Raw genomic sequence first — 26332 nt, forward strand, 5'->3', positions numbered from 1 at the left:
TCCGATTCAGGCGCGCCGCCGATTTCGGCTTCGCGCCTGTCCTTTATGAAATATGACTTGCGTCTCCGCATGCTTGCTGCTTACCAGCGAGCCGTCACCATTTTTTTGCGCGTATAGAACTCCACGCCGTCCGTGCCGTTCGCATGAAGGTCTCCATAGAACGAATCCTTCCAGCCTGAGAACGGGAAAAACGCCATCGGCGCGGGAACGCCGAGATTGATGCCCAGCATGCCGGCGTCGATCGTCTCCCGGAACTGGCGGACGCTGCCGCCATCCCTGGTGAACAGACAAGCGCCATTGGCGAACGCAGACCGGTTGGCGATTTCAATCGCCTCATCCAGCGAAGACGCGCGCATGATGGACAAGACCGGGGCGAAGATTTCGTCCCGCCATATTTTCATCTCGGAGCTTACGTGATCGAAGATCGTCGGCCCGACAAAATAGCCTCCGCCGCTGACCGCCGCATCCTTGCGGCCGTCGCGCAGCAAAGTCGCTCCTTCCTGCTCGCCGGACTCGATGTACCCTATCGTCCGCTCCTTATGCGAGTCACGGATGACAGGTCCAAGGAAGACGCTCTCCTCCATGCCGTTGCCGATCTTAATGTCGTCCGCCGCTTGGCGCAGCTTCGCAACGAGCGGCTCGGCAACGTCGCCAACGGCGATAACGACCGCGCAAGCCATGCAGCGCTCTCCCGCCGAACCGAAAGCCGCGCTGACGATTTGAGTAACGGCTGCATCCAGATCCGCATCCGGCATGACGATCGAATGATTTTTTGCGCCGGCCAGCGCTTGCACCCGCTTCCCGCTTGCCGTGCCTTTCTTATAGACGTATTCGGCAACCGGCTGCGAGCCGACGAACGAAACCGCCGCTACGTCCCGGTTTTCCAAAATGCCGTTCACGACATCATGCGCGCCATGGACGATGCTCAGCACGCCCGCCGGCAGCCCCGCCTCCGCGAACAGCTCGGCGAGCCGGACAGCCAGCAGCGGCGTCCGCTCCGACGGCTTTAGGACGAACGCATTGCCGCATGCGATAGCGAGCGGGAACATCCAGCATGGCACCATCATCGGGAAGTTGAACGGCGTAATGCCGCCTACGACGCCAATCGGATATCGATACATCCCCGATTCCAGATTCGTTGCGATATCCGGAAGCTGCCTGCCCATCATCAGCGTCGGCGCCCCTGCCGCGAATTCGACGCACTCGATGCCGCGCTGGACTTCGCCATATGCTTCCGTGAAGCTTTTGCCGTTCTCCAATGTAATGAGCCTCGCCAGCTCATCCCAATGATCGACCAGCAGCTGCTGGTATTTGAAAAGAACGCGGGCGCGGCGCGGTACCGGCGTTTTGCTCCAGCTGCGGAACGCCGTTCTCGCTGCGGCGACCGCCTCGTCCAGCTCCTCCCGCGTCGAGATCGGCACATAGGCCAGCACCTCCTCCGTAGCCGGGTTATAGACCGGCTCCGTCCTGCCGGAACGGGAAGGCACCCATTGTCCGCCAATCAAGTTGTTCAACGTCTTCACGCTTTCGCTCATCATCGGTTGCTCCCCTCTTTTTTGTTCGATCGTCTTCCTAGCTGCTCGTGCCGGCAATCTCGCCTTTGAGGCAGCGTTCGATATAGTCGTGAACCTGCGGCGCCTTCGGCATCGCATCCGAGCAGCTATGGCTGGAAATGACGATGCACGCGGCGGCGCTGCCGAACTCCATGCTCGCAGGAATATCCCAGCCCTGCATCAGACCGTAGAGGAAGCCCGCCGCATAGGAGTCGCCCGCTCCGAACGTCTTCACGACCTTGGCCGGGAAGCTTCTCGCCCTGTGCGAAGCGCCGTCGTCCGTATACGCGATCGAACCGTCCTTGCCATGCTTGATAATGACGATGCCCGCCGAATGTTGGAACCATTTCGCCGCCGTAATATGGTCATCTCGCGTCGGATTGCCGCCGAGGCGCTCCATCATGTCGAACTCTTCCCGCGTTCCGATAATAATGTGGCACTTCTCAGCCGCGAGATTATAGTAAGCCGCCGTCTCCTCGTCGGACGTCCACGTGTACGGCCGGTAATCGAGATCGAAGGCGATTACGGCTCTGTGACGCTTCGCGTAATCCAGCGCCTGGAACACCGCTTCGCGAGACGGGCTCTTCGCAAGCGCCGTGCCGGAGATCAGCAGCAGCTTCGCGCCGGCGATCAGCTCCTCGCGCACTTCCCCAGCCTCCAGCTTCAAATCCGCGACATTGTCCCGGTACATGAGAATGCTGCAGTCCGTCGGGCTTTTAATTTCCGTAAAAGCAAGCCCGGTGACGGCTCCCGTCCGATCGACGGTTACGCCGGAAGTGTCGATGCCCTCCCGTTCAAGATAGCCGGTAATGAACCGGCCCATCTGATCGTCTGCGACTTTGCCGATAAAAGCGGTTTTGAGCCCCAGCCGGGACATGCCGATGCAAATGTTCGCCGGCGAACCGCCTACATATTGGGTAAAGGTGACCGTCTCCTCCATCGGGCGGTTAATTTCATTCGCGTTCAGATCGATGCAAAGACGGCCGACGGCGACGAAGTCAAGCGGCTTCGACGCATCGAACGAAATTGGTTTGTTCGTCATCGTTTACTCCTTTCCGCTTGCCGCTTCCAGCAGAGCGTCAATATAGCGCAGAGCGCTGCGCGCGTATTCGAACGGAGGATGAAGCGCCGGATCCTGCTCGCCCTCAAGCATTGCCCAGCCGTCGTAGCCCCGAGCGGCCAGCTCTGACACGATGGGCGCAAAATCGATGCAGCCGTCTCCCGGCACCGTGAACACGCCTTTCCGGATGCAGGTGACAAAATCCGCCCCTTCGGCCCGCGCCTCGTCCAGAACCGCGGGGCGGACATCCTTTAAATGGATATAGGCGATGCGTTCGTAATGCTTCCGCAGCAGCTGCAGCGGATCGGCCCCGCCATAATAGGCGTGCCCCGTGTCGTAAAGCAGCCAGACGAGCGACGGGTCGGTCAGCTCCATAAGACGGTCGATTTCGTCGGGAGACTCCACAACCGTACCGCCATGATGATGGTACGCAAGCTTCAGGCCGTATTCGCGGGCAATGCCGCCCGCGGCGTTCAGCCCCTCTGCCAGGCAGTGCCAGCCGGCGTCGTCGAGGCGGAGCACTTCCTTCTCGTTCGGCGTGCGGCGCGGGTCGAAATGAAGCGAACCGCCGACCTCCGCCGTGCTGATGACCGTGCTCCCCATCTCGCTAAGAAATTCGGCATGCGCGCGGTAGGCTGCAAGCTCCCGCTCCCGATACGCAGGGTCGGACAGCAGCACCGACTTCCACTGGGACACGAGCTGAATGCCCCGAGCTTCCAGCTCCCGTCTCAGCTCGGCCCTCTCCTGCGGATATTTGCGCCCCATCTCCGTGCCGGTTAATCCGAGTCTCTGGATATCGTTAAGAATCGTTTCGTACGTCGTGTCCGCCCCATGCTCCCGTACATCCTCTCCTACCCAATTGATGGGATGAATCCCGATTCGAAAAGCTCTTTGTTTCCGCATGCTAGCGCCCTCCCCACAGTTTTCTTCCGCCGCTTACAGCACCCTTGCCTTATTGATCCCTTCCGCCATGGCGCGCTGCGCCGCTTCGACCTTCGGACTGGCGGACACCGCCGGCACATCGACTCGCCACCACGATTCGTAGCCGTCCGAGTTCGTGCCGGGCAGCACTTTGATTTCGATCAGCGTCGACACCGCTTCCTTCCGCGCCTGAAGGAGCGCCTCGCGCAGCTGCTCGGCCGTGTGCGCGGTGTAAGCCCGCGCGCCCAGACTGCGCGCGTGAGCGGCAAAATCCATCGGCATGTAACCGCCGGATAGCTTCCCGCTCGCCGCGTCCCGGAAGCGGAATTCGTTGCCGAAGCCGTCGCTGCCGTGCCCTCTCTGCAGGTTGTGGATGCATTGGAAGCCGCTGTTATCGAACAGCAGGACCGTGAGCTTCACGCCTTCCTGCAGGCTGGTCATCAGCTCGGAATGCAGCATCAGATAGCTGCCGTCCCCGACGACGGCGTAGACATCCCGGCCTGGGGCCGCCAGCGCCGCGCCGAACGCGCCGCTGACCTCATAGCCCATACACGAAAAGCCGTATTCCATATGGTAAGTGCCGGGCTCGGACGGGCGCCATAGACGATGCAGGTCTCCGGGGAGGCTGCCTGCTGCCGCGACGATAACGTCGGACGGCTGCAGCGTTTCGTTAATGACGCCGAGCGCCCGCGTCTGGGACAATCCCGCGTCATGCTCGATTGCGTATAGCCGGTCGACTTCTCGATTCCATTCCGCTTTGCGTCTTGCGAGCTCGCTTGCTTCATAGCCGCTTGCGTAGCCCGCCTCGGCAAGAGCGGCGTGCAGCGCGGCGATGCCTTCCTTCGCGTCGGCCGTAACCGCTACGCCGCTTAGCTTCGCCGAATCAAACGCGCTTACGTTAAGGTTGATGAACTTCGCCTCAGGGTTGCCAAACGCGGATTTCGACGAGGTCGTAAAATCCGAATACCGGGTGCCGACGCCGATGATGACATCCGCTTCCTTCGCTAACCGGTTAGCCGCCAGCGTACCCGTTACGCCTATGCCGCCCATGTTCAGCGGATGCTCCCAAGGCAGTACGCTTTTGCCCGCCTGCGTCTCGGCAACCGGAATGCCGAATGCCGAGGCGAAGGCTTCCAGCTCGGCCGTTGCCCCGCTGTAATGTACGCCGCCGCCCGCAATCAGAAGCGGCTTTCGCTTGCCGGCCAGCAGGCTGACCGCTCGCCTTATGGCATCGGCAGCCGGCGGACGGCGGTCGATCGCATGCACCCTTCTTGCGAAAAACGATTCCGGGTATTCGTACGTCTCGGCCTGCACATCCTGCGGCAGCGCCAGCGTGACCGCCCCCGTCTCCGCCGGATCGGTCAACACGCGCATCGCCTGAAGCGCGGCGGTCATCAGCTGCTCCGGGCGGACGATGCGGTCCCAGTACCGGCTTACGGGCCTGAAGGCATCCACTGCCGAGATCGTATAATCGTTTGGAATCTCCAGCTGCTGCAGCACCGGATCGGGCTGCCGGCATGCGAAGTTGTCTCCGGGCAGCAGCAGCAGCGGAATCCGGTTGACGGTCGCCGTGCCGGCCGCCGTCACCATGTTCAGCGCGCCTGGTCCAATGGAGGACGTACAGGCGTAAATTTGCTTCCGCCCGCTCTGCTTCGCGAATGCAATTGCTGCGTGCGCCATGCCTTGTTCGTTTTTTCCCTGTATAAAAGCAAGGTCGCCGGGACACCGTTCAAGCGCCTCGCCGATGCCCGTTACGTTCCCGTGCCCGAAAATGCCCATAACGCCTTTGACGAATTTCGTTTCCGTACCGTCAACCGATACGTATTGGTTGTTAAGAAAGCGAAGCAATGCCTGCGCCATAGATAATTTGACCGTCTTCATCCGATTCCCGCCTTTGCAATTGGATTAAGCGCTTAACTTCACATCAAAACGCCTGGCTTACAAACACGAAGTAAGGATACGACATAGAGTGCAATGTCGTGCAGGATTACGTCTGCAGAGCATGGGACTCCAACGCCGTTCTGAGGCTGCTGATCTCCACGCCCGCCAGCATCATGATCCCGATGCCGTGATTGTCGTTAACGACGGTCCGCAGATCGTACATATAATAATCCGGCGAGAAGGAGTACCGAGACCCGCTGCAAACGCCGTGGACGTTCCCCCCTCGGTCGATGGCGCAGCCCGTTAATCCTCTCCATGCCTTCCGCGCTTTCTCCGCGTAGCGCTCCCCGTCCGTCAGCCAGCCGAAACGAACGCCTCGGGCGAAGGCGTACGCGAACATGGCCGTGCACGACGCTTCCTCGTAGGCCTCCGGCTCGTTCAGCACTTGCCGCCATAATCCCGAATCGCTTTGCAGCGCAGCCACACCCGCGCACATCTCCCGATAGAAGCTTAGCAGAGCCCCGCGGTCTGGGTGTCCGAGCGGCAGATGCTCGAGCAGCTCCGTCAAGGAAAACAGGACCCAGCCGTTCCCCCGACCCCATGGCACTCTCGTCGCTTGGCCGTACTTGAAATCGTACACATGCGACATTATCCGTTCGTCTTCCATGAACAGATATTTGCGGAACAGTAGAAATTGCCTGGACGCCTCGTCCATCGCCTCTCGCTTCCCCGTTATCACGGCGTACCTTGTCAGAAACGGCGCGCTCATGTACAGATCGTCCGCCCACATGGTGTTGTCGAAGTATTCGCCTTCGCTTAGCCGGTAGAAGGCGCCGTCCTCTCTCCGCTCCAGCCTGTTCAGCATAAAATCGGCAATTCTGTCCGCGATGCGCAGGAACGTATCGTCCCCCTCTAATAGATGAGCCTCAAGCATCGCGGACCCGAACGATCCGCAGTTGTCGAGCATCCGAATTAAAACCAGCTGATGATTGACGCTCGGAAAGCCGTATTCGGCGCGATCCCATAACGCGTAGTCGTACATATCCGTGCAGCTCCTGATATGCCGCAGCGCGTACTCGGACAAGTCGGTCCGGTTCAGCTCCCGCGCCGTACGGAGAAGACCGTACATCGTGACGCCGAGCGGATAGTCCCACCGCCCGAAATTAGTGGCGGCGCCCGTCGTCCATTTATTGCTCAGCATGGCGTTCTCGTAGTAAGGACGCAGGCGGGCTTGCGGCGCGTCCAGCTCCCAATAAGCGAAGCCGGCAGCAGCTCCGTTCAGCCCCACGGCCGGCAGCAGCGCGGACGTTCGGCAAACGTCGGGTGCGCGAAGCTCGGCATCCGCCGCTACCGGCCCGGCGTATAACCATGCCCCGTCATAGCCGTGCACCTGCACGGGCGGCTCCCACGCCAGCGGCTTGCCGCCCGCAACAGCCTGAAGCTCAAAGCCCCAGCCTTGCGAACCGCATACCGTGCGGATCAGCACATTCCCGCCGTCCTTGCCGGACGCCAGCTTCAGCCGGAAAGGTCCCGCTTCGGCAAGCTCCAGCACCAGCTCTCCTTCGATCCAAATCGCAGAAGGCCCATATACGCGTCCTTCCAGTTCGACGGACTGCAAACCTGAAGGCAGCCGGGTCCAGCCGTAACCGGCAACCGGCGCTTCCGGCCGGCCAAATATCCGCTCGAGGCTCGGACGCGACGCTTCCTCTTTCGTCCATTTCCTACGGGGCAGCCAATTGATGCCGGTGACCGATTCCGATTGCCGCTCGTCCGGAAAAGCGCCTTCCCCGTAACAAGGCTTCTTGAGCGGGGCCGAATAGACCCAGCCGGCGCATCCCGCCCGTTCCGCGAAGGGAGACAGCACATTCAAAATTCGCACCTTCGCTTCGTCGGCGCCGAATCGGCAGCCGAAGCCCGCGGGGGTCCGTCTAGCTTCAATTAATATCCGGTTCCACCCTTTCGCGAGCACAGTCGGAATGATCACGCGCGCATCCGGCTTCATCTCTTCCACCGCGGACGTCCGGAACAGCAGGTTGTCGTTCAGGTACAGCTTAATCGGGCCAAACGGCTCCAGCACGCAATCGATCGAGCGTTCATTGTCGCTCCATACGAGCCCGTACGCATACGCGTAGTCGCCGCTGGCCGCCTCCGGCAGCCGGGAAGCCAGCTCCATCTCGTATAAGCCTTCTTCATTCTGCAAAATGCCGAGCCGCGAGAAAGCGCGGTAGGCAAACGGTACCGGCGGATTAGCGCCGATATAGCGGGAGGCCAGCAGCTCCAGGATGCGGCGTTCGTCATCGCCGAACGCGTACCTTGCGCTTTCCCGCGTTTCCATATGCGCACTCATCCTTCATCCCCCCTGTTAGCTGGCGCCGGCGAGAGCCGCAGATGAAACGTCCGGTCATACGGCGTGAGCAGGTTGACGACCAGCGTCTGACAATCCGCAGGGAACGCGGCGCCACGGATCGATCTGACTCCATGCTCGTGCGCGCCTCCGTCCAGCTCGATCCAATCGCCGCCGGCCGAATAGCGGACCGTACCGCCCTTCCAAAACTGCGTGCCCGCTTCAGCCGAAGCCAGCTCGCCTCCTTCGAACGAGCCTTCTCTGCCGAAGACGAAGGCGACTTGGGTCAGCAGCACATCCGGCATGCCGCATCGAACGCGAAGCTGCCAGCCATCGTCCGCCTTGCGCAGCTCGACTTGCACATGATGATGCTGCAGGTGCGTGACTTCGCGCAGCTGATGCGGCAGCAGATACCAAGGGCTGACCGCTCCCTTCGCCGATTCGGGCAGCCGGTCGGCCGCAATCGGCCCGTAATAGCCTTTCGACTCTTTGCCCGACAAGCGGTAACCTTCTTCGAGCTGCTCGAGCACGTTCATCTTGACGAACCCGGGCTCAAACGAGCTGCTGACCAGCACCCCGAGCAGCTTCGCCGCGCCATGCCGGAGCGCAAGGAACGAGCCTGTCTCCGTCATGATCGTCATACTCGTTAGATCCTGTCTCTCGCGGGCGACCGGGGCGCCGAAATCGGGATGCAGCCGGCTATGATAGATGCGTCCGCCATGGCCGGCCGACTCCATCCGGTCCAGATACTGCTGCCTCTCGAACTGCCCATTGATGACGATCCGGTAGTTGTCCGGCAGACCGCACGGCTCCACGACAGGCGATTGCAGCTCCGGCTGAAGCAGGAAACCGAGCAGCCCGTTGTTCGGAATCGCTCCGGGATGCCGTAGCGCACCGCAAGCCAGCTCCGCTAAAGCGGCGAACAGCGGATCCCGGTCGCGATGAGCCATCAGGCTGGCAACGAGAAAATAACCGGACATATCGTGCTTATGGCCGAAATCCTGTCTCCCGGAATAATCCGTCACGACCTCGCCGTCCGGATGAATCAAATACGCCATCATCCGCAGATTCCGGCGGATCGGCTCCAGCAGCTCCGGCCTTTCAAGCAGAACAGCCGCATGGTACAGCATCACATCGCTGACGCCGTTGTAGATGCCGTTGCTGCGCTCCGTCCATTCGCCGTCCTCCGTGCAATCGATCCCTTCCGCAAGCCATTCCCCGGCGCGAGCGGTCAGCCGTTCGTCGCCGGTCAGCTTGTGCAGGAACGCGAGCGCGGCCGACAGCACCCAGCGGTGATTAGGCGTATGGCAGCCGCCCGTCAGAAGCGCCGGCGCCGACCGCTCGAGAAATTGCCTGATGCCCGAGCGGACTCGCGCAAGCACCGGCCATTCATGCTTCTCCAGCAGCTCGTGAAGCTGGGCCAGCCCGACGACGGCGAAAGCCGTGTCCGGCGGCGAATGCATATTCGTCCAGCCCGGCGAGATCGTACCGTCCTCGTGCTGATGACGGACGATGAAGTCGGCCGCCAGCTCGAGCCGGCCGAGCAGCCGCTCGTCATGATAAAACGCAGATTGCTCCCCGACGAGCGCGCATCCCCATACCGCCATCACCGTCAGCGTGCCTGTGTGGCTCGGCCACGCGACGCCGGTGTCCGGATCGGCCACGCCTCCATAAAAGCGGCTGCCGGCGTCCATAATTTGATGGTCGATTCCCGGCGCGACCCAGCTGTCGTTGACGGAAACCAGCTTTTTGTACATGATCGATCATCCTTCCCCTAGTTCCTTCATGCCGGCAAGCGTACGCTTAACAGCGGCCAGCTCCGCTTCGATTCGCTCCGGTATTTCCTCATATAGCGCATTCCACGCAATGAACAATTGCTCATTCGCCGCCAGCTCGTAAGGGACGTATTCGAACGCCGGGACGAACCGGTGATAGGCCTGCAGATAACGGCGGACTAACCGGTTCGTCTCCTCGTCATACCGACTCCGCGCCTTATACCAATCCGGCAGCGTTAGTCCGTCGCGGCCCGCTTCCCGGTCCGTCGCGGTTCTCGCGTCCGGCAGCAGCTCGAAGAGGATCGGAAGCGGCGATAACGCATGTTTGCCCGGCTGCGAATAAAGCGTCACCGTCCGATCCGCAAGGTTCGAGCGGTCGGGGAGCAGCGCCTTCAAATATTTGCCGTGAAAGCTTGCCTCCGCATCGGCGACGGAGCCGTCCTTGGCCACGTACACCCATACATGCTCCAGTTCATATAAATGCTGAATGTCGTAATCCCAATAAATCGCGAATTCGATCACGTGCTCGATCGAAGCATTCGTCCATTCCAATAAACGGCGGAAGGAAGGCGACCGGTCCCCGTTCCGCAGCACGGTGACGCCTACCCGCACCGGATAGAACGGTTCGTTCCTGTCGAAATAGAGCAGCGGAGCATAAGCCGCCAACCGTTTCATATCCATCGCGTCTATGCTCCGTATGCGGACAGCTTCGCAAGCAGCAGCTCATGGCTCCGCTCGATCTCATCCGGGGTGCATGCCGCTTTCAGCTCATATACCTTCACGGGCGCAGCCGCTATAATCGGGAGGAAACGGTCGAAGTAGCTCATGTCGCCGCTGTGCACGTAAGGACACCAATGATCAGACAAACCAACCGTTTCATGGATGTGTATGCCGACCACATTGTTTTTAATCGCCTCCATATCCCGCGCGTTATCGTAAAGCCCCATCCGCTCCATCATCATGCCGTGGCCGAAGTCGTACCACAGCCCGACTCTCGCCCCCTGCAGCCGGTCAAACACCGATTTCGCCTCGAGCAGCGTCGGCATCTGGTAGCAGCGCGACCTCGTTTCGATGCCGATTGACACGTCCCAGCCCTTGGCTTCGATCCGGTCGCATACGTCCTCTAGGCTGTCGCCGATTCGGCGCAAGTAGGTTTCGGCCATCGATTCCCTGCGTTCCAGCATTTCGCTCCACAGCTTCGCGTAATCGGCTGAGTCTGGACCTTGCTCGCGGTACAGCCGCTTAAGCTCCTGATCGATGTTATAGTCGAACGGCACCTCGCCCGGATGGACGACAACCGCCTTCGCCCCATACCGGTTCGCGTATTCCGCGGAACGGATCAGCAGCTCGATTGCGCGCTGCCTCTTCTCCTCGTCGTCGAAGCCGAGCAGGACGGAATCCGTCCCATAATCGGGATCCGCCACGTGCGGAAACGTATTATGGACGCTCGATACGCCGATTTCTCCCCGCTCGATCATCGGTTCGATCGTGGACAGCAGCTCCTGCGTTACGTTATAGTTCAGCTCGACATAGCGGAAGCCCAGCTCCCGGATTTCGCCGATCATGCCGCTGCCCGTATGATGCCGCTTAATATTCCAGCACGTCGAGAATGAATAAATTCCTTTGTCTCTTCCCATAAGCCCCTCCCGGCAAATGACGGCGAACCGCCGCTTTTCTGCAATTACCCTTTGACCGCTCCAAGCATTACGCCGCTGACGAAATACCGCTGAAGCCACGGATAAACAATCAAGATCGGCACGGTCGCGAAGATGACGCTTGCCGCCTTCAAGCTTTCCGGCTGCAGCATCGACTGCCCGGTCGCGCCCTCCATCTGCATCAGCTCGCTGACCATATTGTTCTGAACCAGCTGATACAGCTTCAGCTGAAGCGGATACATCTCTGGACTGGTAATGTACATCAGCGTGTCGGTGAAGCCGTTCCAGCGTCCGACCGCATAGAACAGGCTAAGCGTGGCGATAACGGGCAGCGACAACGGAATGATGATGCTGACCAGCGTCCGGAAATGCGAGCTGCCGTCGATCTCCGCCGATTCCTCCAGAGAATCCGGAATATTCTGAAAAAACGTAATTAAAATAATCAAATAAAACGGACTGATCAGCCCCGGCAGCACGAGCGCCCATACCGAATCCAGCAGCCCCAGATTACGGACGAGCATATATTCCGGAATGATGCCGCCGCTGAAAAACATCGTAATGACGATAATGAACATGACCGGCTTGCGGCCTTTCAGCTTTGTTTTGGCCAGCGGATAAGCGGCCGTAATCGACATGAACATGCACATGACGGTGAACAGCACCGTCATCATCACCGTAAATCCGAGCGAGCGCATCATCGACATATCGGAGAATACCTGCTTGTAGGCGTTCCAGTTCAGCTCGACCGGAATCAGGCTGACTTCGCCGGACATGATGGCCCTCGCGGAGCTTAAGGAGACCGCAACTATATGGATAAACGGAGCCAGACACAGCAGCACGAATAAGAAGATTGCGGTCGTGTTGACGACGTCGAATGTCCGGCTGGCTTGTTGCTCTCTCATGTCTAAACGCTCCCTTCTCGTTTTCGATCGTTATAAAATGCTTTGATCCGCCAATTTTTTGGACGCATAGTTCGCTCCGAGCACGAAGATCAGCCCCACAACCGCCTGGAACAGCCCGACGACCGTTGCGAGCGTGTATTGGCCCGACTCGATGCCCATGCGGTACACGAAGGTGCTGAGCACATCCGAATAATCCCGGACGGCGGTATTGCCGATAATGTAAGGACGTTCGAATCCGATGGAGATCATATGGCCCAAATTGATAATGAGCAGCGTCACGATCGTAGGCTTCAGCGACGGCAGCGTAATGCTCCATATTTTCCGCATTCGGCCGGCGCCATCGACCTCAGCCGCTTCGAACAGCTCTCTATTAATACCTGTAAGAGCCGCCAAATAAATAATCGTCCCCCAACCGGCGCTTTGCCAGACCCCGACGGCCAGATAGGTAATCAGCCAATCCTTTTTATCCGTAAGAAACGGTATCGCCTCGAACCCGAGCGAAACCACGATATTGTTGATCATGCCGGACTGCGTGCCGAACACCTGGTAGACGATGCCGCCGATTATGACCCAGGAAATAAAATGCGGGATGTACAATATCGTTTGGGACAGCTTCTTGAACCAGGCGAACTTCAGTTCGTACAGCATGATGGCCAGAATGAGCGGAGCCGGGAACGAGACGAGCAAATCAAAAAAATTCAGCATGAACGTATTGCGCAGCGTCTTATAAAAGTCCGGCATCGCGAACACTTCTCTGAACCCGTCGAATCCGATCCACTCGCTGCCGCCTATGCCTTGGAAGAAGTTAAAATCCTTGAACGCGATAATAATGCCGTACATCGGGCCGTACTTGAAAATAATGAAGTAACTGACCGGTAAAATAAGCAGCGCATACAATTGCCAATATCTTCGCAAATACGAGGTCCCTTTCAATGTCATCCACCCCTGTCCGCTTACGTTCATGCCCGGAGACGAAAGTGTGCAATCTCCGTCTCCGAGCCGCTTGACGCCGTCTATTTATTTGTTCATAGCCTCATATGCCTTCTTGCGTTCATCCAATATCGCTTGGCCGCCATTGGCCATATAGTCCTTCATCGCCGTTTCGTAAACGCTCTCGAATTGGTCCGGCTTTGCCATTGTCGTCTTCACGATGATCTCGTGGAACTTATCCAGCAAGCCTGTGCCGTACTTGCCTTGGGCTTCGATCGGACGGTCGAATCTGACCGGCTTGATCGTATCGCTTCTGGACACCGTCAGCGCGCGGCGCGTCTCTTCATGGAACGCTTCCGGCATGCCGTACACGTACGCCTCGACGTTTTTCTCCGAATCGCCAAGCTGCTTGCCGTTCGAGATGATCGCCATATCGCCTTGGTTATAGATGCGGTTTTTCACATCCTCGGGAGCATCGGCTTTTACGACGGGAATGCCGTTCTGAAGGGTATAGTTTTCGCCCTCCACGCCATTTTGCATATGAAGCAGGTTGTCGCCCGAAGCCATCCAGTCCAAATATTTAATCGCTTCCACCGCGCGCTCGCTGCTTTTCGGGATCATGATGTATAATCCGACCGGCGCGTATTCCGGCTTCGGATGTTTGCCTTCGGCGTTCGAGTACACGTCGACCGCGGACAGCTTCGCGCCCGGCACGTTCTTCTGAAGCGTCGCGTACAATCCGTCCGGGTAGAACGGGTTCATGTCGTCCTCGCTGAAAAATCCGACGAGCCCGTTCGCCGCGTCCTCGTTCAGCTTTTTCTTGTCTTCGTCCAAGCCGAAGTCGGCGCTCATCAGCCCTTCGTTATACAGCTTGTTCATGAAGGCCAGCGCATCCTTAAAGCCCGGCAGCAGCGTCGGGTAATCCCGCGAGCCAAGCTGCTGCGTCAGCGTATAGCGCTCCTCTTCCGAATGAGGCTGGATAAACGACCAGATCAGCGGTTCGTATTGGGCCGGCGCAAGCGCCATGCCGAGCGGGATCACTTTGCCGCCGGTTTGCCCCGGATCTTGTTCCTTAAAGGCTTTCAGCGTGTTATACAGCTCTTCGGTCGTTGCAGGCACCGGAAGACCGAGCTTATCCAGCCAGTCCTGACGGATGAACGAGGAATATTTGCCCAGATGCGCCCGCTTCGCCGGAAGCGCGAACTGTTTCCCCTCGAACTCGCCGTAAGCAAGCGTTTCTTCGCCCAGGAACGCCTTCAAGTTCGGTCCGTGCTGATCGAGCAGCTCGCCGAGCTCCGTCAAGCCGCCTTGCTGCGCGTAGCGGTAGAACGTGCCCGAATCGTACGTAAACACGATGTCCGGCACGTCGCTGCCGCTTGCCATCAGCACGTTAAGCTTCTGCACCTCTTCCGAGCGCGGAACCGGCACGAATTCCATTGTGATGTTATTAGGCGTTCCGAAGTTGTCCTGAACGAAGTTCGTCAAATAATTATCGGTAATGGACAAACCGGAAGGGGAGTTCCCCCGGTCGAATACTTCGACCTTAAGCGTAACCGGATTGCCGGCGGCGGCTTCGCCCCCGTTTTCTTTATTGTTTTGCGCGTTTCCGTTGCCGCCGCCGCTGCATGCGCTGAACAGCATCGTAGAGACGAGAGTGAGCGCCAGCAGAGCGATGGCCTTCTTTTTTCCTTTTGCAGCTTTAACCATTCGATTCCAACCCCTCTTTCTTCCGGATAAGTGGCTTCCTGCTAACGGGTGCGGCGGCGGGCTTCGACCCTTGTCGTTGAATACGCTTCCAATCGCCGCTTGCGTTCCGTGATCGGGAAGTGGCCTCAGTATGGCACGGCTTACGTCGCGAAGACAATAAACCAGTTTCGCCGCGGCAAACAGTTGCTCCGAACCGTTGATACGACTGGGTTTTCCCGGGTAGAATAGATCGTTTTCCCGATATAAACCGTTTAGCAAAATCGCAATTATAAAGCCGATTCCAGCGATAAACCGTATTCTTCCCGTTGAAATAAAGGCAGCGGCTTCCCGAACATAAGGCGCGATTCGGACTGCCGCTGTCATGAACTCATTCACCTATCGTGTCACACATCCGTAACGACATCTTCTTGATTTCCCTTCATACCCAAAGCCAGCGTGGAGGGACGCATCTTCAGCTTGCGGAATTCGCCGGGCGTTACGCCGGTCGTCCGTTTGAATACCCGTCCGAACGTAATCGAATTCGCGTAACCGACCTGAAGCGCGATATGCTGGACGGTTTCCTCCGTCTCAGCCAGCAGGCGTTCGGCCTCCCGCATCCGCAGCTGCACGAGGAAATCGACGAACTTCATGTCGTACTCCAGCTTGAACAGGTAGCTGGCGTACTTGCCCGAAATTTGAAACCGGTCGCTTAAATGCTTCAGGGACAAATCCGGGTCCGCGAAATTGTCCTGAATATACGCCCGGATTTCGGCAATCATCGTTTTGTAGCTTTTGGCTTGGCTGATCGCCATGTACGTATCGAAAATATCGGACATATAATCGAACAGCCGCTCCTTCAGCTCCGTCAGCGAAGACGCATCCTTCAGCTTCGCCAGCTGCGCGGACATCCGGTTGTCTTCGAGACATTCGTTCAGCTCATCCGACAAATGCTTCAGCTCGCGGCTGAGCATTTGCAGGAGGAGCTCCGTTAACGAATGGATATCCTCATCCCGAAGCTTATCTACGCCAAGCCTTTTGAATAACTGGTCGTAAGTATCCCGCCAGCTTTCGTTCGTCATACGGAACTCCTGAACGCAGTCGGTGCAGAGCTGCATGTACGGAAGCAATCCGCCCGGCTTGCTAACCGGAATATCACCGCTGAACGTTATGCCCCCCTGCCCGATGGCATACAGGTATTCCATGCCCGACAGGGCATCGCGATGGGATTGACCGATTCGGCTCCAGTCGTCCACGATCGAGCCGATGCCGATCGATAACAAGAAGCGTAAATGCTCCCCTACCCACTTCCGCGCGACAAGTGCCGTATGGCGCAACCGGTCCGGCATCGGAGCGCCCGCATCCGGAACGCCGAACACGAACGTTATTCGGTCCGGTCCCGTCCATTCGCCAAAGCCCTGCAAGCCTTCATTATGCGCCAGCTCCTGAAGCACGTTGCCAAGCGCAAATTTTAATACATTCTGTTCGTTAAGCGTATTCTCCGCTTGGAAATCGTCGTACCGGTTCAGCTTGACGACCATAACCGCATATCGGCCGGAGCTCGGGAGAAGATTCAGCGCGCGCATCCGCTTCGTCACGGACTCGCTGCGCAGTCCGCTTAGAAGCTCGTTGAACAGCTGTCTTCGCTGAAGCAGCGCGCTTTCGCGCTGCTCCTTCTCGTAGTCCCGCGACTGCACGATCAAGTTTTCAAGCGCGCGGTCAATCATCGTCAGATCGTCCATCCGGACCGCGCCTCCGTCGCTGCTCCGCAGCTGAAGGGCTTGAATCCGGTTCATCATAAGCCGAATCGGCTTGTAATTGCGGCGCGTCACCCATACGATGTAAACGATCGCGGCGGCGACAGTCAGTACAGCTATAACAACCCATACGTACGAAACGACCGATACCCATCCCAGCAGCTGTCCGGCTTGAATGCCGCTTTCGAACGTCCAGCCGAGCACGGGCGAGGAGACCGTCGTCAGCACGTCGCCGCCGGCGTCGTCCGCTGCGCTCCCGCCGGGATAAATGCTCTGCTTCGCCGAATCGGTAATCCTCATAAAAGATACCTGGTGATTCGTCATACTGCCGATGAATTGCTCCACCTCATACAAGTTGACGTTAATAACCAGCATGCCATCCTTGCCGAAGGGCAGTGGAGTCTGCTTATGCATCGAGATAACCCGAACGGGCTCCAGCCCTTCGAACTCGCGGAACTCCCGGCTCGCCGACCAGCCCTGATAACTACGGTTTTCCTTCGCTTCCTCAATGAATGCCCGGTCGCCGAATGCCGACAGCTCGGTCTGCCCGCTTGCCGTCAGCACGGTATCGTCGGACTGTCTGTACAAATAGACCGATTCGAGAAAATCGCTGTCCTCGACGAGCGAACGTAAGCTTTGGACGACGCCGTATCTGTCGTTCGTAGCGGACGATCCGGAGAGGAACGCGTTATAGCTCGCATTCGCGGCGACTTCGTCGAGCACGACAAATTCGATATCGCGCACCGCACGTTCGATGCTGTCTACCACGTAGCCGGTTGTGATGCGGTCCGCTTTGGCCGTCTCGGACCTTGACACTTCATTCACCGCGATGAACGACAAAAAAATGATCATGGACACGGTGAGCACCAAAATTGGAAAATAGGAAACGAGCAGCCTTAAATACCAGTTGTTCAACTTAAACATAATCAACCTCCCGCCGTGACCGAAATCAGCATGTAAGCGTTAACATAAGTATTTAGCATTGTTGAGTTAAGCGGTTAACCTTCGTTATATGTATTGTAGCACGGCTCCACTTTAATCGGTACATGTTTCAGGGACTAATTCCATTCGCCGGTATTACATTCTGGTAGCGGGTAAAGAACGCCTATGAATTGCGCCAGCTCAGCTTCCATTATCATCGCGAATCCATTTGCTTTAGCCTCACACGTTTTGGCAAAGTGAGCGGAGCAAAAGAAGGCTGGCCAGATGTAATCTGGCCAGCCTTCGGTTCTACAGTTATTATCCTTTTACCGAGCCCATCGTCAGTCCGCCGACAAAATATTTCTGAAGGGCGAAGAACATGACCAGGAGCGGCAGCGCGCATAAAATACAAGCGGCGAACAGCACATTCCATTGCGCCGGGTTCTGCTGGTCACCAAGGAAGCCTAACATAGCGACAGGAAGCGGCGCGTCGAGCGCTTTCGTAATGAATACCATGTTGAAGAAGTAGTCGTTCCAGATCCAGACGCCCTGCGTGATGATGACGGAGACGGTTACCGGCAGCAATAACGGGAACACGATTTGCCAGAACCGCTTGAACAAGCCCGCTCCGTCGATATAAGCGGCCTCCTCGACTTCCTCCGGCACCCCGCTGCGAATAAAACCGGTGTATAGGAAAGTGGAGAACGGCAAGCTGCAGGTAATGAACATGAGAATCGGCGTGTATTGGCCGAGCGGAATGCCGAGTCCTTTAATCATCTGGATGACCGGTATGAGCACCATTTGTCCGGGGACAACAAGTCCCGCCAAAAAAAACAGATAAAGAAATTTGCTTGTTCTGCTCTTGATTCTAGCCATTGGATAGGCAGCCATCGCCGCGAACAGGACGACGAATGCGACCGATACGACCGTAAGTACGACGCTGTTCCACAGCGCAACCGGAAAGTGCATCCGCGTATAAGCCGATTCGAAGCTCTCAAGCGTAAATTCGTTGAACCAGTTCAGCGGATTCGTCATATTGCGCGGCGACCGAAGCGAGCTGGACAGTACGATAAGAAGCGGAACGAGATTGATGAACACAAGCGCCAGCAGGATCGCATGCGTCGATAGCCGTTTTACGCGGGATTCGTTCGTCATGCCGATACCTCCTTCTTGTTAAGCGTAAGCACGCAAACGACCGTAATGGCGATAATGATCGCGAACGAGATCAGACCGAGTGCCGACGCTTTACCGAAGAGCTGGTCGGTAAAAGCCATTTTGTACATCGCATAAATCAACGTGTTGGTCGAAATGCCCGGTCCGCCGTTCGTCATGACGAATGGGAAGTCGAACGCCTTCAGGCCGTTAATGACGCTCAGCGTAATATTGATCGTCACTGAGGTAGCCAGCATCGGAAGCGTAATGAACCGGAACAGCTTCCAGCGGCCGGCGCCGTCGATTTTGCCCGCTTCCAGCAGCTCGTTCGGGACTGTCTGCAAGCCTGCAAGGAAGATGATGACGCTTGTTCCGATGTTCTTCCAGATATCGACCGCGATAATCGAATAAAGAGCTTTCGAGTAGCTGCCGAGGAAGTTCGTGTCCAAGCCTCCCAGCCCGACCTTGGCGAAGAACGAAGCAATCAGCCCGTCTCCGGGCATATACACGTAGCTCCAGATGAATCCGACGACAATGGCGCTGAACAAAGTGGGAATATAAAAAGCCGAACGGTAAAACCCTTTGGCACGAATATTCGCATTTAAAAGGATGGCCAGCGCTAACGCAATCGCATTGCCCAGCACGACCGTAATGGCGGTATACGCCAGCGTATTTTTGATGGAAGCTCCCAAGATCTCTTCCCCGAATAACTGTTTGAAGTTGTCGAAGCCGACGTAGTCGAAGCTCTGCACATAGCCGTTGTAATCCGTCAAGCTGTATTGGAATAGCTTAAGAATCGGAAATATCCAGAAGATGCAATAAAATAGGAGAGCCGGCAGCACAAAAAGATACATCGCTTTTTTCATGACCGCACTGTTCATGTTGATTCGATCCCTTCCTCATTCCTTATCATTCCGGGGAGGCCTCGCAGGCCGTCCCCGGAGAAAGGAATCCTCTATTCTTTGTACAGCTCCGTATACTTATCCTGCATCGCCTTCGCCACATCCTCCGCCGTCGTGCTCTTGCCTCCGATAATTTCGGAGAACTTGGACTGCATGACGTCGCTCACGCCTGCGGGCCACATTTGGTTAGAGAAGTAGAATGCGTTGCCCGTCTCCTGAATGTTCGTCAAAACGTCCTGGAAAATCGCGTTTTTGAGCTCGACGCCGCTGAACACGCTGATGGACGGATTCGACTCGACCCAAGCCTGGAACAACGGGGATTCGCCGTCATACAGGTATTCGAAAATTTGTTTGCCGACCTCGAGATTTTTGGAGTTAGCGTTCAGCGCGTAGCCTGCTGCCGTCGCCGCGGATGTGTAGACCGGCTGACCGGCATCGTTGCCCGGCAGCGAGAAGAAACCGCGCTCGAATTCGGACGCGCCTGCCGCCGTCACGCCCGGAAGATCCCAGGTGCCCGTGAAGATCATGGCAGCCTTGCCGTCAACGAACTGCTGCATCGCCTGCGCGCTCGCCATGCCCAAAGATCCGCTTGCTACATAGCCTTTGTCGTACAGCTCTTTGTATTGATTAATGGTCTTTACCCATTTCTCATCCGTAAGCGCAGTTTCGCCGGTTTGCAGCTTCTTGTCGAAGTCCGGATCGGAAGGATATACGCTGTTCGCCGAAAGCTGGTACATGCCGAACTGGATGACCCACGGATCTTTATCGCCCATCACGATCGGCGTAATGCCCGCAGCCTTCAGCTTCTCCGCGGCCGCGAGGAAGCTCGGCCAATCCTTCGGCACTTCCGTGATGCCCGCCTGCTCGAATAGTGACTTGTTATAGTAGGCCCCGAGAATATCCATTCCTTTGGCTACCGCGTACGGCTTGCCTTCATAGCTCATGTCGTTTTTGGCCGATTCGCTGACGCGGTCCCAGAAGCTCATCCCGGACAGGTCCGCGGCGTAGCCGGCTTTCGCTACTTCGATTGCGCCCATGTTCGCCATGTTCGGGAAGACAAGGAAAATGTCCGGTCCTTCGCCTGCCGCGAGCTTTGTCTTCACGGACGTGTAATACTGCTCATCCGGCAGCTTCTGCACCTCAAGCGTGACGTTCGGGAATTTCTCTTTTACTAGTCTTGGCAAAGTCTCGAGCTCGAAATCTTCGCCTACCGCCGCCTTCGCGCCCGAAACGAGCATCGTCAGCGTAACCGGATCGGCGCTTGCCGTAGCGGCCGGCTCGTTCGACGCGCCAGGATTGTTCGATGCGCCTTGCGAGTTCGAATTGGTTGTGTTCGAGGAGCAGGCTCCCAGAACGAGAAGCGTCGAAGCGAGAACTGCGGCGAACGTCTTGCGTTTCAGAAACTTCATTGAATATACCCCCTGTGAATAAGTCGTGTACTTGCTGCTACATTTCCTATTCTAAAGCGGTTTCCGCGATCCCATAAGCGCGTCATTTTTTGTCTGGATACCGCATTTTTCGGGATAGCGGGGGTACACTCTTACAAAAAAACAGCGGCGGTTTAGGACGACCTGAACGTCCTAAACTGCCGCTTCTTCACCCGAGCTTCCCGATTCTCGTTTTTTCCGCTTCATTCGACGCATAATTTTCCAGCTCGTAGCGGATGCTGAGATCATAGCTGAGTAGGAGGGATACCATGTATGCCAATGCGTTAATGTGGGGGATGCTCATTATTCCTTGGATTTCGTTGGTTTTGTTGAAACCGGCTTCCATCCGGAGATTTTTGCCGGTATCCATTCTGGGGGCGCTGCTCGTAACCATCGTGTTTGAAATCGCGCACGCGTTTCATTGGTGGATCATTTTCGATAAAGCGATCATCGTTCCTTGGGGGTATATCACCAACACCGCTTATGTTTATGGCTTCTTTATGGTCGGCACCCTTTGGATATTTAAGCTCGCGTTCCATAAGTTCTGGCTCTTTATTCTCGCCAATATAGCGGTCGACGGGGCTTTTCAATTCATCATGGACCCTTTGTTTGAGCGCGCCGGATTTTACAGGCTCGAGAATATCGCCCATTGGCAGCTATTCCTCATCATGCTCGGCATTGCGTTACTGTTGTACGGGTATCAAGTATGGCAAGAAAGCTCGGTGAGCCGTGAAACCAAAGAAGAGGACGATCCGTACGAGCTGAAAATATTCCGCCGCGAAAAAGCTAGGTGACCGATAAACCGAGTTTTATTTATCGTTCACGGTCGAGCTGCGTTTGCAGCGCAGTCAAATATTGCAGCGGCTCGTACGACTCGTCCGTGACCAGCAGCTGGGCCTGATCCCAGGCAAGGAGCTGAGCGTTCGTATCGAACCGCGCCTCGAACCAAAGCGCCGCCCTGCTCACTTCGTTGATTTTCTCCTGCACCAGCTTGGTCAGGGGAGGCAAATCGGCAGGCATATGGTCGACCTGAAAACCCGTGATCATTCCAAGCTCGCTCATTGCGCGTTCACCGTACCGCTCAAATACGAACTTCATCCACTTGCCGACCTCCGGCGTATAAGCGGCCTTCGAGAATGAGGTTGTCAGACCCGCGTTGACCGGGTATTCGTCCAGCGTTCCGCTCCCGCCTTCTACAAGCGGAATGCTGAAAAACCCGATGCTGTCCTCGCCGATCCGGTTCTGGGTCTCGTCGTTGAACGCTCGGAGCTGCCAGCTCCCCATATAGAACATCGCGGCTCTTCCCTGTAGGAACGCGTCGACGGAAGACGCCATGTCCACCGTATTGACTCGGGGACCGAAGTAGCCGCTGAGCCCCATCCGCTGCACCGTTTCCGCCGCCTCGACGAAGCCCCGGCTCGTCAAGGACACCTCCCCCTTGTCTACCCGTTCCATGACGTCCGCGCCGTATACCCTGATAGCGTATGCGTTTATTAAACGCGTGATCGGCCATTTGTCCTTGCCGGCTACCGCAAACGGCTGAACGCCGTTCGCATGCAGCTTCTCCGCCGCCGCCAGCATGTCGGTCCACGTCTTCGGAACTTCGATGCCATATTCGCCGAAAATACGTTTGTTATACCAGAAGCCTTCGATATTCAGCTCGAGCGGAAGCGCGTACAGCCCTTCTCCGTTCGCGTATGCCTTGAGCAACTCCACTGCGGCCGGACTCAGCTTGCCCAGAATGCCAAGCTCCTCGAACGTGTCCTCGAGGTCCAAGAGCGCGTCGCTTCGAATCATATCGATCAGCGGCTTCCCCGACTGATAGCTGAACAACACCGGCAGATCGTTGCTCGCCGCCAGCAGCTGCACGCGCTGGGACAGGTCGCTCTCCGCCACATTCTCGAATTCGTAGGTGAACCCCGCCGTTTCCGCCTCATACTCCCTCGACAATTGGCTTATAATTCTCGCGCTTCCCTCTTGCTCCTTGTTCGAAGATAAATAGAGAACCTTCGTCTCGTTCATCTCATGCGGCCGCTCCAGCCCGTCAGCTTGGCTGCAGGAGGCAAGCAGGAGGAGAACGGCGACCATTAGCGGAAGCTTGCATGCCGCCGATGCCCATCCTCTCATGTTCCGATCCCCTTTGTCCGGAATTGGCCCGGTGTAAGCCCGGTATGCTTCTTGAACACTTCCGCGAAATGGCGGGCGTGGTAATAACCCACCCGTTCGCTGATCGTCTGAATCGGGACGCCTTCGGCCAACAGCTCCTTCGCCTTCTCCATCCGGATTTTGGTCAAATACTTAATGTAGGAGAGCCCCATCTGTTCCTTGAACAGCAGGCTGAAGTACGTAACGTTCATCTGGACGTAATCCGCCACTTCTTGCTGCGTGAGATCCCTGCCGTAATGCTCTTCCATGTAGCGCAGCGCCTTCTCGACCGCCGAATGCTTGGAGCGCTGGCGCACGGCGACGACCCAGTCGATAATCCGCTCCAGCTCCTCCCTAAGCCAACCCGCCGCTTCTCCCCTGGTCTGCGCGTCACGGAGCTCGCGCTGCGGAGCATAGCCCTGAGGGATCAGCTCGGCCATATTTCCGCCCGTTTCCTTGGCCGCATCCGCGCACTGCAGAACGATCCGAAGCAGCTCGATCTCGGCCACGTCCGGATCGACGGCGCTTGATTTGAACGATTCGAGAAGCTCGTCAAGCTTAGTCATGAAGCCTTCCTTCTCGCCTAGCCTGAGATCGAAAAGCAGCTCCTCCTCCTTCTCCGTGACATCCGGCTGAATAGCATGCGGATCTCCCAGCTCCTCGAAGGAAATCCAGCCCGTTCCCTCTAGATACTTGCCGTAACGCAGCGCACGCAGCGCTTCCTTGTAGCTTCTGGCGGCATCGCCGAGCGACCGGTAGGTTCGGCCGGATCCCACCGTCAAGCCATTCAAATGGGAAAGCTGCCGCTGCCAGTCGTCGCGTAAGGGTTCGAAATGAAACAGCGCCAACAAGTTCTCGCGTCCGTTTCGGATATGAACCGTCCGGTAAAATTCGCCGTCCTCCAGCCGGAACCGTTCATCGGAAACGGCCAGCACGGTTACTGCCGACACTCGCCGCGCGTCCTCGCCGAATTGCTCCATCCATGCCGACAACGCAGCTTCGTCGCCGTAAAGAAGCAGATTTAACGCGGCCTCTTCCAGAAGATCCTTCTTGCGCTGTTCCTTGAGCTTGGTCATCTCAGATCTCTCCCGTATGCGGTCGACAGCCTTCCCGATGCCCTCCCGAATTTTATCCAGCGTGATCGGCTTCTCCAAATAGTCGATAACGCCTAATTGAATCGCCTTCTTGACGTAATCGAATTCGTTATAGCCGCTGAATACGATGCAAGCCGTCTCCGGGGCTTCTTCCCGGATCGTCCGAATCAGCTCAAGGCCGTCGATGCCGGGCATCCTTATATCCGTCATGACGATATCCGGCTTGTGCGTGCGGATCGCCTCCAGCGCGGACAGACCGTCCTGCGCGGTCGCGACGAGCTCGACCCCGCACTCCGACCACACGATCAGCTTCGCCAGCCCTTTGATCACGATATGTTCATCGTCAAACAACACCGCTTTCAGCATGATCGGAATCCACCCCCCTTCTCCCACGATGAGGAAATCTCAGTTCGATGTACGTTCCCTCGCCCGGATTGCTTCGAATATGGAACGAGCTTTCTTCGCCGTAATACAGTGCTAGCCGCTCGCGGACGTTCCGGATGCCGTAGCCTTGCTCGGTCTTCGCGATATCTTCCATACCGACTCCATCGTCCGACACGGTGAATACGAGATAATCGCCGTCCCTGCGCCCGGTGAGCCGGATCATGCCTTCGCCGACTTTGGGCTCCAGCCCGTGATACATGGCATTCTCCACAAGCGGCTGAAGCAGCAGCTTCATCATCTCGTACACCTTGATTTCCTCGTCGACTTCCTCCACGTAGCGGAAGCGGTTGTCGTAGCGCATATTCTGGATAATCATATAGTGCTCGATATGCTTAAGCTCCTTAAATACGGGGATCAGCTCCCTTCCCTTGTTCAAGCTCAGCTTGAAGCTCTCGGAGAGCGACAAAGCCATCTGCGCAATGTCCTTCTTCTCCTCCAGGAGCGCCATGAAATAAATCGAATCCAGCGTATTATACAGAAAATGGGGTTTGATCTGCGCCTGCAGCGAACGCAGCTCCGCTTCCTTCTCCTTAAGCTCGGACTCCAGAAGCCTTTCGCTTAGCTGCTGGTTGGCGAACGTAATCCGGCGGAAGGTCGCGCCAATGACGCCTACCTCGTCTGCGGGAAAAGGCTCGCCTGCCGGCTCATCGTTTGAAGGACTGCCCGTCGCCCAGTCCACGATCATTTTCTTCAGCTGCAGCAGCGGACGGGTAACCGTGCCGGATACGAAATAAGAGACCAGCAGCGCCGCCCCGGCCATTAGCGCCGATATGAGAAGCGTAATCGCGCCGATGCGGTCCGATTGGCTTAACAGCGTTTTCATTTCTACGTAGTGAATAAAACGCCAGCCTGTTGTTGCGTTCGTGAACTGACTGACGATGTAATCCGCATCCTCCAGCCTGCGCACCGTCTCCTCTAACGTCTGGCCGAGACCAATGCTTGCCGTCAAATCAGGCGTCAGATCATAGACCGCGACCGGCTCCGGTTCATGAGCGGCGTCCATGACGAGGAAGCCGTTCTGCCCGCTGCCGCTTACCGCTTGATCGAAAATCGACGATTTGATATTGATGACAAGCAGGCCGATCATGCCGGACGTCAGGCTGTTCGGGTCGCGCAGCAGCTTTACGCTGGAGAACGATTCGCCGTCCGCCGAGCTGCCAAGCACGTTGTAGCCGAAAAATACTTCCTTCCCTTTCGCCCGAACCGCCCGGTCGTACCAATCCGTTCCCGCGATCGCCTTACGCGTCTCGTCCGTCCCGTATTTGCCGGCCTGCTCGGATCTGCCGTAGCAGACAGAGCGGAAATTACGGTCGAACAAACAGATGGAGTCGATATTTTGGGTATCGAACAAGTTGGTGACGACAATGTTCTGAAGCTTGTTGGCCGTACGCACATCGAGAAAATCCTGTTTGCCGCCATCGTTCGACCCGCTCGCGATCAACTGCTCCCTTAATTCATCGTTGGACAGAATGATGCGGTTCATGTTAATGATATTGCGAAATAACAGATCGGCCACTTCGCTCGCGGTACGCAGATGACCGGCGTTGCGTTCGATATGGTTGTCCACAAGCGTATCTTTGGCGATATTGTACGACACATAACCAAGTATAATGAGGGGCGGCAGCGCCACCAGAATCATGGCGGCCAGAAATCTTCGCCGGATGCGGGATTGGCGCAGCACGCCCGATAAATTGCGGAGAACACCCAGCTTCATGGCAAACTTCCTTTGCAGGTTAATAATGGAAGAGACCTATGGAAACGAAACATTCCCTACGCCCGGCCCGCG

The 26332-nt window shown here is 57.1% G+C and carries 19 protein-coding genes; 1 reads left to right on the forward strand and 18 read right to left on the reverse strand.

Annotated features, from left to right (window positions below; genetic code table 11):
• Nucleotides 1–80: 80 nt before the first annotated feature.
• The 15 genes from D3P08_RS05255 to D3P08_RS05325 all read right to left on the reverse strand — a co-directional run bounded on the left by D3P08_RS05255 (nt 81) and on the right by D3P08_RS05325 (nt 20845).
• Nucleotides 81–1538, reverse strand: coding sequence for a CoA-acylating methylmalonate-semialdehyde dehydrogenase (locus D3P08_RS05255; protein ID WP_276311126.1), 1458 nt, complete (start codon nt 1536–1538; stop codon nt 81–83).
• A gap of 34 nt (nt 1539–1572) precedes the next feature.
• Nucleotides 1573–2595, reverse strand: a complete 1023-nt coding sequence (gene iolC / locus D3P08_RS05260) for a 5-dehydro-2-deoxygluconokinase (RefSeq protein WP_119598382.1) — start codon at nt 2593–2595, stop codon at nt 1573–1575.
• A 3-nt stretch (nt 2596–2598) separates the two neighbouring features.
• A complete protein-coding gene (gene iolE, locus D3P08_RS05265) occupies nt 2599–3516 on the reverse strand; it encodes a myo-inosose-2 dehydratase (protein ID WP_119598383.1) in 918 nt (305 codons plus the stop codon).
• 33 nt (nt 3517–3549) lie between these two features.
• Complete coding sequence (iolD, locus tag D3P08_RS05270) at nt 3550–5415, reverse strand: 3D-(3,5/4)-trihydroxycyclohexane-1,2-dione acylhydrolase (decyclizing) (protein WP_119598384.1); 1866 nt, start codon at nt 5413–5415, stop codon at nt 3550–3552.
• Nucleotides 5416–5521: 106 nt separating this feature from the next.
• Nucleotides 5522–7762, reverse strand: coding sequence for a glycoside hydrolase family 88/105 protein (locus tag D3P08_RS05275; protein ID WP_119598385.1), 2241 nt, complete (start codon nt 7760–7762; stop codon nt 5522–5524).
• Nucleotides 7759–9516, reverse strand: coding sequence for a prenyltransferase/squalene oxidase repeat-containing protein (locus D3P08_RS05280; RefSeq protein WP_119598386.1), 1758 nt, complete (start codon nt 9514–9516; stop codon nt 7759–7761). Before D3P08_RS05280 ends, D3P08_RS05275 begins: the two co-directional genes overlap by 4 nt.
• Before the next feature lie 6 nt (nt 9517–9522).
• Nucleotides 9523–10215 (reverse strand): hypothetical protein, encoded by a 693-nt coding sequence (locus D3P08_RS05285; protein ID WP_119598387.1) that lies wholly within the window; start codon nt 10213–10215, stop codon nt 9523–9525.
• A 5-nt stretch (nt 10216–10220) separates the two neighbouring features.
• Entirely contained in the window at nt 10221–11171 is a 951-nt protein-coding gene (locus tag D3P08_RS05290; protein WP_119598388.1) for a sugar phosphate isomerase/epimerase family protein, read from the reverse strand.
• 44 nt (nt 11172–11215) lie between these two features.
• Nucleotides 11216–12091 (reverse strand): carbohydrate ABC transporter permease, encoded by an 876-nt coding sequence (locus tag D3P08_RS05295; RefSeq protein WP_119598389.1) that lies wholly within the window; start codon nt 12089–12091, stop codon nt 11216–11218.
• A gap of 30 nt (nt 12092–12121) precedes the next feature.
• Nucleotides 12122–13024, reverse strand: a complete 903-nt coding sequence (locus D3P08_RS05300; protein ID WP_119598590.1) for an ABC transporter permease — start codon at nt 13022–13024, stop codon at nt 12122–12124.
• Nucleotides 13025–13108: 84 nt separating this feature from the next.
• Nucleotides 13109–14728, reverse strand: a complete 1620-nt coding sequence (locus tag D3P08_RS05305) for an extracellular solute-binding protein (RefSeq protein WP_119598591.1) — start codon at nt 14726–14728, stop codon at nt 13109–13111.
• Nucleotides 14729–15111: 383 nt separating this feature from the next.
• A complete protein-coding gene (locus D3P08_RS05310) occupies nt 15112–17385 on the reverse strand; it encodes a helix-turn-helix domain-containing protein (protein ID WP_119598390.1) in 2274 nt (757 codons plus the stop codon).
• 315 nt (nt 17386–17700) lie between these two features.
• Entirely contained in the window at nt 17701–18537 is an 837-nt protein-coding gene (locus D3P08_RS05315; RefSeq protein WP_119598391.1) for a carbohydrate ABC transporter permease, read from the reverse strand.
• Nucleotides 18534–19415 carry a carbohydrate ABC transporter permease gene (locus D3P08_RS05320; protein WP_119598392.1) on the reverse strand — a complete coding sequence of 294 codons (882 nt, stop codon included), beginning with the start codon at nt 19413–19415 and terminating at the stop codon, nt 18534–18536. The genes D3P08_RS05315 and D3P08_RS05320 overlap by 4 nt, the downstream gene beginning before the upstream one ends.
• 74 nt (nt 19416–19489) lie before the next feature.
• Nucleotides 19490–20845: an ABC transporter substrate-binding protein gene (locus D3P08_RS05325; protein ID WP_119598393.1), complete on the reverse strand. Its 1356-nt coding sequence runs from the start codon at nt 20843–20845 to the stop codon at nt 19490–19492.
• A 287-nt stretch (nt 20846–21132) separates the two neighbouring features.
• Here D3P08_RS05325 and D3P08_RS05330 point away from each other — a divergent pair, with 287 nt between their 5' ends.
• On the forward strand, nt 21133–21657 hold the full coding sequence (locus tag D3P08_RS05330) for a hypothetical protein (RefSeq protein ID WP_119598394.1): 525 nt from the start codon (nt 21133–21135) through the stop codon (nt 21655–21657).
• Between the two features lie 19 nt (nt 21658–21676).
• On the opposite strand, the gene D3P08_RS05335 is transcribed toward D3P08_RS05330, so the two are convergent.
• The 3 genes from D3P08_RS05335 to D3P08_RS05345 are packed head-to-tail and all read right to left on the reverse strand — an operon-like array spanning nt 21677 to nt 26260.
• Entirely contained in the window at nt 21677–22990 is a 1314-nt protein-coding gene (locus tag D3P08_RS05335) for an ABC transporter substrate-binding protein (RefSeq protein WP_119598395.1), read from the reverse strand.
• Nucleotides 22987–24468 (reverse strand): response regulator, encoded by a 1482-nt coding sequence (locus D3P08_RS05340; protein WP_119598396.1) that lies wholly within the window; start codon nt 24466–24468, stop codon nt 22987–22989. The genes D3P08_RS05335 and D3P08_RS05340 overlap by 4 nt, the downstream gene beginning before the upstream one ends.
• Nucleotides 24446–26260, reverse strand: coding sequence for a sensor histidine kinase (locus D3P08_RS05345; RefSeq protein WP_119598397.1), 1815 nt, complete (start codon nt 26258–26260; stop codon nt 24446–24448). The genes D3P08_RS05340 and D3P08_RS05345 overlap by 23 nt, the downstream gene beginning before the upstream one ends.
• Nucleotides 26261–26332: the final 72 nt, after the last annotated feature.

This window comes from Paenibacillus nanensis, assembly GCF_003583765.1.
Classification (GTDB): domain Bacteria; phylum Bacillota; class Bacilli; order Paenibacillales; family Paenibacillaceae; genus Pristimantibacillus; species Pristimantibacillus nanensis.